The organism is Natronorubrum texcoconense (assembly GCF_900100335.1).
In the GTDB taxonomy this organism is placed as follows: domain Archaea; phylum Halobacteriota; class Halobacteria; order Halobacteriales; family Natrialbaceae; genus Natronorubrum; species Natronorubrum texcoconense.
The window spans coordinates 23,480-37,166 of record NZ_FNFE01000009.1; the positions used below are offsets into that span (position 1 = coordinate 23,480).

General features: G+C 64.5%; 17 protein-coding genes. 9 read left to right on the forward strand and 8 right to left on the reverse strand.

The features are described from left to right. Nucleotides 1–13: 13 nt before the first annotated feature. The 4 genes from BLT08_RS20655 to BLT08_RS20670 all read right to left on the reverse strand — a co-directional run bounded on the left by BLT08_RS20655 (nt 14) and on the right by BLT08_RS20670 (nt 3,044). Nucleotides 14–1,399 (reverse strand): ABC transporter permease, encoded by a 1,386-nt coding sequence (locus tag BLT08_RS20655; protein ID WP_090311846.1) that lies wholly within the window; start codon nt 1,397–1,399, stop codon nt 14–16. Continuing rightward, complete coding sequence (locus BLT08_RS20660; RefSeq protein WP_090311848.1) at nt 1,399–2,154, reverse strand: ABC transporter ATP-binding protein; 756 nt, start codon at nt 2,152–2,154, stop codon at nt 1,399–1,401. Before BLT08_RS20660 ends, BLT08_RS20655 begins: the two co-directional genes overlap by 1 nt. A gap of 122 nt (nt 2,155–2,276) precedes the next feature. Further along, nucleotides 2,277–2,705 (reverse strand): DUF5788 family protein, encoded by a 429-nt coding sequence (locus BLT08_RS20665; RefSeq protein ID WP_090311850.1) that lies wholly within the window; start codon nt 2,703–2,705, stop codon nt 2,277–2,279. Nucleotides 2,706–2,753: 48 nt separating this feature from the next. After that, the gene (locus tag BLT08_RS20670; RefSeq protein ID WP_090311852.1) at nt 2,754–3,044 is read right to left on the reverse strand and encodes a hypothetical protein; all 291 of its coding nucleotides are present in this window, start codon (nt 3,042–3,044) and stop codon (nt 2,754–2,756) included. Nucleotides 3,045–3,369: 325 nt separating this feature from the next. On the opposite strand from BLT08_RS20670, the gene BLT08_RS20675 reads away from it, so the two are divergent. From BLT08_RS20675 to rpiA, 3 genes are all read left to right on the forward strand, one after another. Beyond that, nucleotides 3,370–4,302, forward strand: a complete 933-nt coding sequence (locus BLT08_RS20675) for an ABC transporter ATP-binding protein (RefSeq protein ID WP_090311854.1) — start codon at nt 3,370–3,372, stop codon at nt 4,300–4,302. After that, nucleotides 4,299–5,150, forward strand: a complete 852-nt coding sequence (locus BLT08_RS20680; protein WP_090311855.1) for an ABC transporter permease — start codon at nt 4,299–4,301, stop codon at nt 5,148–5,150. The genes BLT08_RS20675 and BLT08_RS20680 overlap by 4 nt, the downstream gene beginning before the upstream one ends. 206 nt (nt 5,151–5,356) lie before the next feature. Continuing rightward, the gene (gene rpiA / locus BLT08_RS20685) at nt 5,357–6,064 is read left to right on the forward strand and encodes a ribose-5-phosphate isomerase RpiA (protein ID WP_090311858.1); all 708 of its coding nucleotides are present in this window, start codon (nt 5,357–5,359) and stop codon (nt 6,062–6,064) included. A gap of 3 nt (nt 6,065–6,067) precedes the next feature. On the opposite strand, the gene BLT08_RS20690 is transcribed toward rpiA, so the two are convergent. Together BLT08_RS20690 and BLT08_RS20695 are read right to left on the reverse strand one after the other, a co-directional pair. Beyond that, nucleotides 6,068–6,487, reverse strand: a complete 420-nt coding sequence (locus BLT08_RS20690; protein ID WP_090312167.1) for a hypothetical protein — start codon at nt 6,485–6,487, stop codon at nt 6,068–6,070. Between the two features lie 62 nt (nt 6,488–6,549). Continuing rightward, entirely contained in the window at nt 6,550–6,966 is a 417-nt protein-coding gene (locus BLT08_RS20695; protein WP_090311860.1) for a hypothetical protein, read from the reverse strand. Between the two features lie 147 nt (nt 6,967–7,113). Between BLT08_RS20695 and fni the strand changes: the two genes are divergently transcribed. Continuing rightward, complete coding sequence (fni, locus tag BLT08_RS20700) at nt 7,114–8,175, forward strand: type 2 isopentenyl-diphosphate Delta-isomerase (RefSeq protein ID WP_090311862.1); 1,062 nt, start codon at nt 7,114–7,116, stop codon at nt 8,173–8,175. Between the two features lie 593 nt (nt 8,176–8,768). Here the strand turns inward: fni and BLT08_RS20710 are convergent. Continuing rightward, nucleotides 8,769–8,936, reverse strand: coding sequence for a DUF1931 family protein (locus BLT08_RS20710; RefSeq protein WP_005578700.1), 168 nt, complete (start codon nt 8,934–8,936; stop codon nt 8,769–8,771). Between the two features lie 574 nt (nt 8,937–9,510). Between BLT08_RS20710 and BLT08_RS20715 the strand changes: the two genes are divergently transcribed. The 5 genes from BLT08_RS20715 (at nt 9,511) to BLT08_RS20730 (ending at nt 12,890) form a co-directional block, all read left to right on the forward strand. Continuing rightward, on the forward strand, nt 9,511–10,122 hold the full coding sequence (locus BLT08_RS20715) for a flagellin (protein WP_245724301.1): 612 nt from the start codon (nt 9,511–9,513) through the stop codon (nt 10,120–10,122). A gap of 334 nt (nt 10,123–10,456) precedes the next feature. Next, on the forward strand, nt 10,457–11,224 hold the full coding sequence (larB, locus tag BLT08_RS20720) for a nickel pincer cofactor biosynthesis protein LarB (protein WP_090311867.1): 768 nt from the start codon (nt 10,457–10,459) through the stop codon (nt 11,222–11,224). 113 nt (nt 11,225–11,337) lie between these two features. After that, complete coding sequence (locus tag BLT08_RS23215) at nt 11,338–11,487, forward strand: DUF7563 family protein (protein WP_006092839.1); 150 nt, start codon at nt 11,338–11,340, stop codon at nt 11,485–11,487. Nucleotides 11,488–11,568: 81 nt separating this feature from the next. Then, nucleotides 11,569–11,817 (forward strand): GIY-YIG nuclease family protein, encoded by a 249-nt coding sequence (locus BLT08_RS20725; protein WP_090311869.1) that lies wholly within the window; start codon nt 11,569–11,571, stop codon nt 11,815–11,817. Between the two features lie 80 nt (nt 11,818–11,897). Then, the gene (locus tag BLT08_RS20730) at nt 11,898–12,890 is read left to right on the forward strand and encodes a DUF8054 domain-containing protein (protein WP_090311871.1); all 993 of its coding nucleotides are present in this window, start codon (nt 11,898–11,900) and stop codon (nt 12,888–12,890) included. A gap of 40 nt (nt 12,891–12,930) precedes the next feature. On the opposite strand, the gene BLT08_RS20735 is transcribed toward BLT08_RS20730, so the two are convergent. After that, nucleotides 12,931–13,524 (reverse strand): NADPH-dependent FMN reductase, encoded by a 594-nt coding sequence (locus BLT08_RS20735; RefSeq protein WP_090311873.1) that lies wholly within the window; start codon nt 13,522–13,524, stop codon nt 12,931–12,933. Nucleotides 13,525–13,687 lie beyond the last annotated feature (163 nt).

A 13,687-nucleotide genomic window follows, 5' to 3' on the forward strand; every position in this document is an offset into this window, starting at 1 on the left:
CTGGTGATCCACGTCACTCGTATCTGAGCGCGTCGATCGGGTCCGTTCGCGCGGCTCGCCAGGCCGGATACAGCCCGGCGGCGATGCCGACGAGCACGCCCACGGCGATGGCGAGCACGACGTACTCGTAGGGGTAGACCAGCGGGAGGTCGATGTACCACGCGCCCAGATAGCCCGCGATGAGACCGAGCAGCGTCCCGAGGATCGCCCCCACGATGCCGAGGATCACCGACTCGGCGAGGAACAGCCCCAGTATCTCACGGTTCTGGGCGCCGACGGCTTTCATGATCCCGATCTCGCGGGTCCGTTCGGTCACCGAGACGAGCATGATGTTCGCGATGCCGATCGAGCCCACCAGCAACGAGATGGCCGCGATGCCGACGATGAAGTTCTGTAAGAGGTCGAGCACGTCCTCGAGTTGCTGGAGCAACTCCGCGCTCGTCTGCAGCGTTATCTCGAGGTCGTCGCCCAGCAGTTCGCTCGCGTCGGACTCGTCGCTCTCGAGGTAGGCGAGCGCGCTCTCCTTGGCGCGGTCGATATCCGATTCGTCGGCCGATTCGGCCTCGACGACGATGGCGAGGAAGAGCGCGTCTCCGGGCCCGTCGGGAGCATCGGTATCGGTCTCGTTTTCGTCGGTACCGTCGCCGCCCTCGTCGTTTTCGTCTGCTTCACCCCCATCGTTTGCCTCACCGTTTTCGTCGGTGCCGTCTCCGTCGCCACCCCCACCACCGCCCGGAATCGCTCCGGCGGCGTCCTCGGTGTAGAAGGGATCCGTCGGCACGTAGACGCGCGGCGACGGCTCGAACCCCTCGAACGGGCTCAGCCCCTCCGAACTTTCGGTGATCCCGACGACGGTGACGGTCGTCTGCTGGCCGCCCTGTAACGCGATAGTCAGCTCGTCACCGACCTCGAGGTCCTCCTCGAACTGGCCGGCGACGGCTGGATTGACGACGGCCTCGCGTTCGCCCTGCTCGAACTGCCGGCCCTCCTCGAGCGTGTTCTCCCTGATGTAGGGCGGCCCGGCCGCGACGAGGGCATCGCTCTGGGGAGATATTTCACCCTCGTAGACGAGCGCCTGTGTCGACAACGGCATGTAGCCGTAGGCGGCGTCGATATCCTCGTCGTCGTTCAGCGCGTCGAGATCGTCCTGGCTGAAGACCGGTTGCGCACCGGCGAGTGGCCCGCCCTCGGTGTCGGGGTCGGCGGCCCAGCCGTAGCTGTTGCGCTGGTCGTCGGGACTGATATCTCCGATGATGCCCGCCTGCAGGCTCGCACCCAGCGTGACGAACGCGATCACGGCCGCGATGCCGATCACGATACCGAGCGTCGTCAGCGCCGAGCGCAGTTTGTGACCCCGGATCGATCGCCAGGCGAGTCGCAGGCTCTCGGTCGGTCGCATCAGGTATCCGCCTCGTCGGAGGCGTTCGCGCTGCCGAGGTCTTCGATCCGCTCGAGTTTCCCGTCTAACAGGTGGACGATGCGTTCGGCGCGCTCGGCGACGTGGCGCTCGTGGGTGACGACGATCATCGTCGTTCCGCCGCCGTGGAACTCCGCGAAGAGGTCGAGGACGTCGGCTTCGGTCTCCGTATCGAGGTTTCCCGAGGGCTCGTCGGCGAGGACGAGGGCGGGGTCGTTGACGAGCGCCCGGGCGAGCGCGACGCGCTGGCGCTGGCCGCCCGAGAGTTCGTTCGGAAGGTGGTCGGCCCGATCCGCGAGTCCGACGCGCTCGAGGAGCTCCCTGGCCCGCTCGCGACGCTCCCCGCGACCGACGTTCTGGAAGAGCTGCGGGAGGGCGACGTTCTCGAGGGCGGTCAGCCGCGGCATGAGGTTGAACGTCTGGAAGACGAAGCCGACCGTCGTCCCCCGGAGGGTCGTCCGTTCACGGTCGTCGAGCGTCGCCACGTCCGCCCCGTCGACGATCACGGTCCCCTCGGTCGGCGTGTCGAGGCAACCGACGAGGTTCATCAGCGTCGACTTCCCCGAACCGCTCGGCCCCATAATCGCCGTATAGGAGCCCCGCGTGATATCGAGGGAGACGCCGTCTAGCGCGTGGACCGGCTCGCCGAGCTGGTAGGTCTTGCGGACGTTCTGCAGAGAGACTGCCGTACCGGTGTCGTCGGTGTCGGGCTCGTTTCCGGTTCCCGATGTCGCCATAGGACGTCAACGACAGCGCCGGCGAAAAAGGTACAGCCGAACCAGGCAACCCGCGCTCGCGATTTATCGGGCACCGCTCGCTCGCGGGTTCGGCTGAGACGCGTGCGGACGATCCCGGGAGACTACCCGCGGATCGCGTTCACGAAGTCGAGCCAGCGCTCGTGATCGTCGAGCGCGGCCGCGCTCGCTTCGGCACCGAAGCGCTTTCGGCGCAGGCTTCGGAGGGCGTTCTTGGCTCGATCGATTCCGACGATCGTCTCGACGATCCCCTCGCCTTCCTCACGGTCGATCGGCGCCGATTCGAGGCGCGCGACGAGCCGTTTGCGTTCGGCGGTCAGTTCGCGTTCGGTTTCCCTGACCAGCGGCTGGACGTCGTCCGGGATACCCTCGACCTTTCGGGTCTCGATGACGAACTCCTCGAGGGGAAGTTCGTCGTCGCCAACAGTGATCGTCTCCGGGAGCTGTTGGCCGATAGTCGCGCTTTGTCGGTTCGCGCGCTCGAGCAGGTCGCGCCTCTCCGTTCGGGTCAGTTCGTCGCTGGTGGATGGCATGGGAGTAGGTCGGGTATCGGAGCGTTCGGATACCGGGTCGACGAGTCGTTACCAGTCGCCGCCGGTCGCCTCTTCCGGGGGTTCGTCCGACGTCTCGTCGCCGCGGATAATGAAGTAGGCGACGAGCGCCACGAGTCCGAAGATGAACGTGAAGAACGTCAGTCCGGCGGTTCCGATCGCCCACAGGACCTCGTTGTTGTCGCGTTTCGAGGCGTCCTTGTACACCCAGTAGCCGATGACGACCGAGATGATCAGGAAGATCACGGTCGAGACGAGGATAAGCGTGGGACTCATGAACTCCTCGCCGTTGGTCTGTAACGGAGCGAGTGCGAATAGCATCAGTCACCGCCCTCCAGTCCGTTCGTCGCCGTTCGAGCGCCGACTCGCCGATACCGATCGTGACCGGGGCGCGGTCGAGCTGTCGTCTGCGGGGATACTGTGAACATACTGTTGCTTCCATCGAAAAATAAATGGTGGTAAATATATTTCTTTTGATCGATTTTGTCGACACAGGAGATCGAAGCCGATCCGGTAGCGATTCCCGACGGACCGGCGGCTCGACCGTCTCACGCTCTGGCGACGCTCACTCGGCCGCTCATCGCGCAAAACTGTTAAATGAAAAAACCTATATGTCTATTGAATACAAACGAGTATAATTAACACCGTGACTACTATCAATATCTCAAACGCGACGAAACGGTACGGGACCGAAACGGCCCTCGACGGTCTCGATCTCTCCGTCCGGCGCGGCGAGATCTACGGCTTCCTCGGCCCGAACGGCGCGGGGAAGTCGACGACGATCAATCTGATCCTCGATTTCATCCGACCGACCGCGGGCGAGGTGAGCGTTTTCGGTCTCGACGCTCGCGAGGACACCCTCGAGATCCGAACCCGAACCGGAATTCTTCCGGAAGGCGTCGAAACCTACGACCGGCTGACCGGCCGCAAACACGTCGAGTTCGCCATCGAATCGAAAGGGGCGGACGACGATCCAGACGAACTTCTCGAGCGCGTCGGGATCGCCGACTCGGCGGACAAGAAAGCCGGCGGCTACTCGAAGGGGATGACCCAACGACTCATGTTCGCGACGGCGCTCGTCGGCGAACCCGATCTGCTGATTCTGGACGAGCCATCGACGGGACTCGATCCCAACGGGGCCCGCGAGATGCGCGAGATTATCCGCGAGGAGAACGCTCGCGGCGCGACCGTCTTCTTCTCCTCACACATTCTCGGCCAGGTCGAGGCGATCTGTGACCGCGTCGGGATCCTCCGGAAGGGAGAGCTGGTCGCCGAAGACACCGTCGACGGCCTTCGCGATTCGATGCCGGAACAGACCCGGCTGCGGGTGCAGGTCGACCGAATTCCCGAGGACTCCTCCGCGGCGCTCGAGGCCATCGAGTCGGTCGACGGCGTCTCCGAGGTGTCGGCCGACGGCACGACGCTCGTCGTCACCTGCGAGGATCGGGCGAAGACGACCGTCCTCCGCACGATCGAGGAACAGGGCGTCTCGATCGAGGACTTCGCGACGGACGAATCGTCGCTTGAGGACCTGTTTATGGCGTACACAGCCGACGACCGGACGGAGGTGACCCAATGAGCGCGATCACCGTCGCGAAGAAAGACTTCGCCGACGCGGCTCGCTCGCGCAAGCTGATGGGACTGACCGCCGTCTTCGCGCTCTTTACGCTCGGCGGCGCGTTTCTGGCGTCGTGGGCCGGCGACCTCTTCGCGGAGTTGGAGGGCGAGGGCGCGGAGTCGACGCTCGACCTCGTCTTCGCCCTTCAGACGCCCGCAGGCTACCTCGTGCCGATCATCGCGCTGGTGATCGGCTACGCCGCCATCGCCGGCGAGCGAGAGAGCGGGAGCCTGAAGTTCCTGCTCGGCCTGCCCCACACTCGTCGCGACGTCGTGATCGGCAAGATCCTCGGCCGCTCGGCGGTCGTCGCCGTCTCGATTCTCGTCGGCTTCCTCGTCGGCCTGATCGGGCTGTTCGTCTTCGTGGGTTCGGTCTCGATCGTCGACTACCTCTTGTTTACGGTCGTGACGATCCTGTTCGGGTTCGTCTACGTCTGTATCGCCGTCGGGCTCTCCTCGATGACCGGGTCGACGACCCGGGCGGCGGCCGGCGCGTTCGGGCTGATCGTCTTCTTCTGGTTCATCTGGAGTTTCCTCGCTATGGGGCTGCTCTATCTCGTCGAGGGCTCGCTGTGGATGGACGACCATCCCGACTGGTACGTGAGCCTCCTCTCGCTGTCGCCGGACGCCGCCTACGGCTCCGCGATCGCCGCCGTCTTCGGCGAGGGGCAGTTCACGATCGCGACCGCCTACGGTGTCGAGAACCCGCCGCTGCTCGCCGAGCCCTGGTTCGGCTTCGTCGTCCTCGCGGTCTGGGCGCTCGTTCCGCTCGGGATCGGTCTCTGGCAGTTCGGCCGCGCCGATCTCTGATACGGATTGCTGTAACGATTTACCGGCCCGACCGCTGGACGGCTCGCGGTTGGGCCGGAAATGACTTACAGTAAACCGTATGAGCCCCCGTTCGACCTTCTTCTGCGTTCACCATTCGAGCCGATCACTCGACGCACTCGAGCCCGCCACCCGAACCGGTCCGCGAGATTGCAACGTTTTTCCCGTCGGCCCTCGCGAGAGTAGGCATGAAGACGGCAGGCGGTTCCGAGGCGGCGAAACGCCGTGCGGGTGAACGCGCGGCCGAGGAGGTCGAAGACGGGTTCGTCGTCGGGCTCGGCACCGGATCGACGACCGCCCACGCGATCAGGGCGCTCGGCCGGGACGTCGAAGATGGTCTCGAGGTTCGGGGGATTCCGACGTCCTTCCAGTCTCGCCAGTTGGCGCTCGAGGTCGGGATTCCGCTGACGACCCTCGACGCGGTCGACGGCGTCGACCTCGCGATCGACGGCGCGGATCAGGTGGTCGACGATCCGGACGCGGAGGACGACGGCGCGCTAATAAAAGGCGGCGGGGCCGCGCACGCGCGCGAGAAACTGGTCGACGCGGCGGCCGATCGGTTCGTCGTCGTCGCCGACCCCTCGAAACTCGCGGGGACGCTCGAGCGACCCGTTCCGGTCGAGGTGGTGCCGGACGCCCACACGGTCGTCGCCGACCGCATTCGCGCGTTCGGGGGTGAGCCGACGCTTCGCGAGGCCGGCGAGAAGGACGGGCCGGTCGTCACCGACAACGGAAATCTGGTCCTCGACTGCGCGTTCGGTTCGATCGCCGATCCCGACGGGCTGTCCGGCTCGCTCTCCCAGATCCCGGGGGTGCTCGAGCACGGACTGTTCGTCGGGCTGGCGGACGTGACGTACGTCGGTCGCGAGGACGGGGTCGAGCGTCGGGTGTACTGAGCATCAGGCGTTCGTCGACGATGCGGCTTCGGTGTTCCGCCCGGCGGCACGGACCGCACGCAATCCGACGACGAGGAAACAGCTCCCGATGAGACGCGTTACGGGACGGATCCAGGGCTTTACCTCGAGTTCGTCCGGATTCTCGTAGGCGAGCTCGAGTCCGACGTCGAGGGCCTGTCGCGGAACCAGTATCATCACCAACCCGAGCACGCTGAGCGGCCGTTTGAGGATGGACGTGTGTTCGGGGTGGCGACCGAGCAGCCAGACGAAGACGACCCCCTTGAATCGGCCCGCCTGCAGCGTCCACGGCCGAAGCCTGCCGTCGTCGGGGTTCTCGAAGGCGAGCCGTTCGACGGAGTCGACGATTCGGTTCGGTGCGATACTCAACAACAGTCCCAGCGCGAGGGCGAGCGGTCGTCGCATATCGACCGTACGCGTGCGACTCGCAAAACGGTTGGCCGTGATCGTCGACGTTCGCGCCCGAGTCACGCCGTCTCCGTCGACTCCTCAGCGGTCGGCTCGTCGCTGCGCTTGGAAAGGACGACGACGAGCAGGTAGAGTCCACCCAATGCGCGCGCCGCGGGTTCGATCCAGGGTTTCAACTCGAGATCGTCCGTGTTCTCGTAGACCACTCGTTGGCTGAGTTCGACGGCCGGTTGCGGGAGGGCGATCAGAACCAGGCCGGCAAGGCCCAACAGCGTACTGACGAGGGTCGACCCCTCCCGACCACGGACGAGCAGCCAGACGACTAGGAGGCCTTCGAGTCGCGCTCCCCAGAGCGCGTGGGGTCGAAGCTGGGCCTCCTCGGGGTTCTCGAGACCGATGCGTTCGCAGGCGTCGATCACCGGCTGGGGTTTGAGAATCTCGAAACAGCCGAAGGCGACGAGGAGTGTCCGGAGCATGTGGCTTCGGAGTACGCCAGCCAGCGTGAAAAAACGCGACCCTGATTACAGTTGACACGTCGGTGGTTGGGACCGGTACGACGGCCGCGTGGCGTCGATGGACACCTTTTCAATGGTCTCACGCTAGCGTCCGGTAGAGACGATCCGATGCCCGAAACATCCGACAGGAAAGACGATCACATCCGAATCATCGAGGACGAAGACGTGGAGACGTCCGGCGCGGGCTTTACCGACGTCGAACTCGTTCACGAAGCGCTGCCGGAGCTCCACCGCGACGAGATCGACACGACGACGACGCTGTTCGGTCACGAACTCGACGCGCCGATCGTCATCGAGAGCATGACCGGCGGCCACCCGAACACGACCAAAATCAACCGCGCGCTCGCCGAAGCGGCTCAGGAGACGAATATCGCCATGGGCGTGGGGAGCCAGCGCGCCGGGCTCGAGCTCGACGACGAGGCGCTGCTCGAGTCCTACACGGTCGTTCGGGACGTCGCCCCCGACGCCTTCCTCTACGGCAACGTCGGCGCGGCGCAGTTGCTCGAGTACGACGTAGGAGACGTCGAGCGAGCCGTCGAGATGATCGACGCCGACGCGATGGCGATCCACCTGAACTTCCTCCAGGAGGCCGTCCAGCCCGAGGGCGACGTCGACGCTCGAGGCTGTCTCGAGGCGATCGAACGGGTCGCGGCCGACCTCTCGGTGCCGGTCGTCGTCAAGGAGACGGGTAACGGGATCTCCCGGGAGACGGCCGAGCGACTCGCCGACGCGGGGGTCGACGCGATCGACGTCGCCGGACAGGGCGGAACCACTTGGTCGGGGATCGAGTCCTACCGGGCCGCCGCCGTCGGCGCGTCCAGACAAGAACACGTCGGGAAACTGTTTCGCGCGTGGGGCGAGCCGACCGTCGTCAGCACGAGCGAAGCAGCGTCGGTCCACGATTGCGTAATCGCCAGCGGCGGCGTCCGGTCGGGGCTCGACATCGCGAAAGCGATCGCCCTCGGTGCCCGCGCGGGCGGCCTCGCGAAGCCGTTTCTCGGCCCCGCAGGGCAGGGTACCGACGCCGTCGTCGACCTGATCGAGACGCTCGAACTCGAGTTGCGAACCGCGATGTTCGTCACGGGTTCGGCCTCGGTGGCCGACTTGCAGTCAGCGGAGTACGTGATGCTCGGTCGGACGAAGGAGTATCTCGAGGAACGACGGCGATAATCGCCTTTTCGCGTTTGTGAAGTGATTCACCCAACAGGGTCTGGTGACTGAGTTCTCGCTTCGGACCGACCAGACCACGTGCGGTGGCGCGTGCTGGCTGCGAGGCGCGACCGACGGGAGCGCCTCGGAAAGCGAACGGAGAGCGAAGCGATCCGTGAGCCAAGTGAACCGCGACTCGAAGGTACGCGAGGTCGTCGCGAGTAGCGCGGGACCTATGGTCCCGCGGACCGTGCGAACGGTGCGCGGTTCGGAGTGAACGAAGTGAGCGAGAACCGCGAGGTGAACGGGGAACGGAGTGACCCGTGAACGCGCGCTTCGCGCCCGTGAGCAGAAATCGGTTGAGGAGGACGTGGAAATCACTGCCACCAGCGTGAACAACACGCTCGGCGTCGCTGGCTGTACGCTAGCAATCCGATCTTCCGTCCCGCAAACGAGTAAGCGACTCGATCAATTCAGTTTCGAACTCGAGTCCGAGCGAACCGCGGTCCGGATCTCGAGTCGTACCAGCTGCTCGACACGCCGGCAGCTCCGAGCGCGCAGAAACCAGTGGCTACGGGCGGAGCGTCGATAAAATGATTCTCGGTTGGCGTCCCTTACAGGTCGCGGGGCTGGACCGTCTTCCGGTCGTTTGCTTCGGCACGTCGGGCTGCGTCTTCGAGAAGCTCGTCGACTTCCTCGTCGAGCGCTTCGTAGAAGTCCGAGGCAACGTTTTTGTCATCGAGCGCTTCCTTCACGGCGGCTTTGACGATAAGGTCTGCCATACGATTTACGGATTCCGCGTTACCTCATATAAAGATTCTGGTTGTGTCCGGGGATACGGGGGTTGCAGGGGTTAACCCGCCCGTTTCGACGGCCGAATTCACCGGAAAGTATATGACTGATGAGTAAACGACAGGAATTCGGCCGCCGAAATTGGGGTCGAAATCGCTCGCGCGCGCTCTGTGGACGCTGTGGCGTCCCTACCGTCGGTTGGGCGTTCGGGGGGTCCGGCCCGGCAGTTGCCGGGTCGGACGAGTACGACTCGAGTCCCCGATGGGTTGTGATCGACGCTCGAGTCGGTGGACGTCCGATTCGGGTCTCGAGCGAGTCGGTTCGAGCGAGGAAATCGCTCCGATGCGGTGTACGGCTCCCTACGCAGGTGCGGTTCGGCGCAGTTCCACCACGTGGACGTGTGATGGCTTTACTTTCCAAACCGTTATCATTACAATACACTGGCTATCGATATTTGTTAAAGTACTGTGACACCACATGGACTCAACGCAAATCAACCTCCGTTCCGTCGGCAACAACGAGAACCGTGCGGTATCTTCTGCTCTCGGGGTTTTGGTGGCAGTCGTGGCTGTCGTTCTCCTTGCAGCCGTTGTTGGAATTTTCGTCCTCGAGACAGGTGACAATGGAGACGATTCTGCGGACCCGACTGTAGACGCGGCCGTCGACAACGAGTCGAACGTCGTCGAACTCTCGGTTACGGAGATGGGTGGTGCAGAGGAGTTCGTTCTCCGGAGCGATGTCGATAGTACCGAGGAACTCCGGTTAGACGAATTGCAGGAGACGGGTGATACGATGACGCTCGAGCCTGAATCGGGAACTGAAGTGAGAGCGAAAATCGTCGCAATCGACGGCAACGACGAACAGTTGGTAAGGAGTGTCGAGTGGGAGTTCGACCTCGAGCAGGACAGCGAACCGATCAACCCAGCGATGAGTGTTGACGTGAATAACAACGACGAGAGAATAACGTTTACCGTCACCAGCATGGGTGATGCAGCGGCGTTCGTCCTTCGGGGAGATGTTCCCAACGATGAGTTCGAACTGGACGAACTGGAGGCCACTGGTGATATGATGACCGTTGATGGTGACGAACTCACTGATAACGGAACCGGTGCTATCGTCGCAATCGACGGCGATATCGAGAGTCAGATCCTCAGTATCGACTGGAATTTCGACTGAGAGATAGTAACAACTGAAACGATTTACACACTGATCGCACCAGCCGTCGTGCGATCAGGTGTGCATTGACTTTCAGTGGCTACTATAGCATATTATCGCCGAACCGGGTTTGGTTGAGCCCTCCGCTGGAATAGTCGTTCACACTCACAGTGGATGTGCTTCGAGATCTTACTGGATCCCTTCTACTCTCTCCTGAGTAACAGACCCGGCTGCAATCAGCAGTAGCGCCGAACAGCAGGAGGTCACGCGTGGGAGGCGTGTGGATCGGTCGGACATCACGTTAGTGTAACCCGAACCCAACACCTTCGAGTACACCCACCCCCCAACTTCCCCTATGCGCGAACTCCTCGAGGCCGTCGCCGACGGCCACCTCTCTCCGTCCGAAGCCGAAGCCGAACTCAGAGGCTATGCAACCAACGACGCGGGCCGATTCGACGCGGCCCGCAAACAGCGCCGCGGAATTCCGGAGGCGATCCTCGCCGAGGGAAAGACGCCCGCGCAGGTCGTCGCCCTCGCGGAAACTGCCCTCGAGACCACCGACAGGGCGCTGCTGACTCGCACCGACGACGAACAGCTCGACGCGCTCCAGACCGCCCTCGAGAACTCCTTCCCGAACGCGACCCTCGAACGTTGGGGCACGTCGGTTCGCGTCGTCACTCCCGAGTTCGACCAGCCCTCGCTCGACGCGACGGTCGGCGTCGTCACGGCGGGGACCGTCGACGGCCCGGTAGCCGACGAGGCCGAACTCCTGCCGCGCGACGCGGGGGCGACGATCGACCGCGTCGAGGACGTCGGCGTCGCCGCGCTGGATCGCACGCTGGATCAGGTCGACCGATTTCGGGCCGCCGACGTGCTGATCGTCGCCGCCGGCCGCGAGGGGGCGCTGCCGACCGTCATCGCCGGTCTGGTCGATACGCCCGTTATCGCGGTGCCCGTCTCGAGCGGCTACGGCTTCGGCGGCGACGGCGAGGCCGCGTTGGCGGGACTGCTCCAGTCCTGTACCGTTCTGTCGGTGGTCAACATCGACGCGGGCTTCGTCGCCGGCGCGCAGGCGACACTCATTGCCCAAGCCATCGACGGCGCTCGCGACTCGAGCCCCTGATACCGACAAAAAATTCTCCCGTATCCGAAACGCCAAACAGTGTATGGGGAAGGCTTTTTATTGCACACCGAATAGTGTCGGGTACCGGCCGAGGCCGGTGTGACCATTGCCCAATGCCCACCTGTGATCACTGCGACGCGCACGTGTCCGAGCGCTTTGCACGCGTCTTCGCCGACGAAAACGGCGAGATCCACGCGTGTATCAGCTGCTCGGCGAACGCCGGGATCGCGGAAGCCGCGCGACACCGCGCTCGCGGTACCTGATCCCCGCTCGAGCATCGCGACCGACGACCACGCGCCCCCACTCCGTTGCGCTTTTTATCGATCTCCTGCGTAGCGTGAGCCATGGCCGATCACGTGGTCTACGTCCTCGAGTGCGCCGACGGCTCCCTGTATACCGGCTACACGACCGACCTCGAGCGACGGGTCGCCGAACACGCCGCCGGCGAAGGTGCGAAGTACACCCGCGGACGCACGCCGGTCGAACTCCAGTACCACGAGTGCTACGACTCGAAGTCGGCCGCCATGTCCCGCGAGTACGAGATCAAACAGCTCTCTCGCCGACGGAAAGAACGACTCGTCGGCCTCGAGTGAGCCGATCGCCGTCGGGCATAGAATTCCGCCCGAACCCTCCCAAAAAATAGATACCGCGGCGGTTCCTGTTTCGAGACGACATGAAGATCGACATCGCCGACCTCAAACAGCCGGAGTACACCGGCGAGAATCGGTGTGAGCCGTGTACGATACTGAACCTCGCGATCGCCGCGGTCGTCGGGTCGCTCATCGCACGCAAGACGAAACTCGGCGGGCTGGCCGCGGTCGGCATCTCGATCGGCCTCATCTACGTGCGGGGCTATCTCGTCCCCGGCACGCCGACGCTGACGAAGCGGTATCTGCCGCCCGAAGTCCTGCGCTGGTTCGGCAAGGACCCCGAACCCCAGGTTTCGAGCGGGTTCGGCGGCGTCGACGCCGGAACTGAGGCGACCGATATCGCGATCGACGGGACCGACGACGCCGACGCCGCGACCGACGGCGACGACACGGCGGTCGAAGCCACCGAGGCAACGGCTGACGACGACGGAATTGCGACCGAAGACGCCGGTACTACCGAATCGGAACCCGAACCGGAACCGCTCGATCTCGAGGATTTTTTCCTCGCGAACGACGTCCTCGAGCCCTGTGACGACCGGGACGACCTCTGCCTCACCGAGGCGTTCGAAGTCGACTGGCTCGCGGCGATCGAGGAGGTAGACGAGGCCGGCGTCGACGCGACGGCCGTGATCGACGCCTTCGACTTCGACGCCGAACCGGAAGAGTTCGAACTCGAGGAGCGCGACGAGGCCCGACTACTCGTTGGCGAGCGCGGTATCGCCGGCCGCTGGCCCTCCCGCGCTGCGGTGGTCGCCGACGTCGCTGCCAGTCGCGTCCTCGCGGATTGGGCCCCCGAGTGGGACGGACAGACGCCCGAGACGAAAGGGCAGGTGCTCAACGGGCTCCGGATGTTCCTCGAGACCTGTCCGGGCGCCGGCGGCGAGATCAGCATGGACGAGGAGGTCGTCGAATCCTGCTGTAGCTCCCACGACGTGATCGCCGTGACCTGCGACGAGACGGGCGAACGACTGTTCGAGCAGCGGGTCAACACCTCCACGAGTCGGATGCAGCGGTAGCCCGGCGGAGGCGGAACGGCGGACTCGATCGCGAGCCGACTCAGTCGTCGGCTGCTGCGGACCGCGATGACGTCACGCTCGGCTCGATGAACGCGTACTCGGCGAGGTTTCGCCCTAATTTCTCCACTCGCTCCTGCAGGTCCGGATCACGAAACCGACGGCCGTCGATGGCGTCGGAGTCGGCTTCGAACTTGCTCGAGGCGTTTCGAAGCCCCACCTGGTGGGGCAGGACCCAGCCGTGGACGCCGCGAACCGTAATCCGCAGGTGATCGAGCGTCGAGCCGTAGCTCCCACCGCCGGCGGTGGCCAGCAGCCCGACGGTGGTATCCTCGTACTCGTCCCAGCCGCAGAAGTCGTGAAAGTTCTTCAGGGCGCCGGAGTACGAGCCGTGGTAGACGGGCGTCCCGAGCGCGACGGCGTCGGCCTCGCGGACGATCCGCATCGCCTCCTCTGCGGCATCCGGATCGTCGACGTCGGGATCGTAGACGGGCAGGTCGTACTCGCCCAGATCGACCAGGCTCGTCTCTGCGCCGGCGGCGGCGGCCGCCTCGAGGGCGTAGCGCAACGCCGTGCGCGTGTAGCTGGTCTCGCGAAGGCTGCCGTTGACGGCGACGACGGAGGGTGTATCGGACATACCGGCGCTAAGACGTCCGTCAAGAAAACACCGTTGCTCGTCCGTCCGCGTGGATTCGTGTCCGTCGAGGGTTCTCGAGGCCTCTCGGATTCCGACGCACGATCAACTCTGCCCGCTCGCTGCACGATCCGTATGAGGGCGCCGCCTTTTTCGCGCCCGGCGA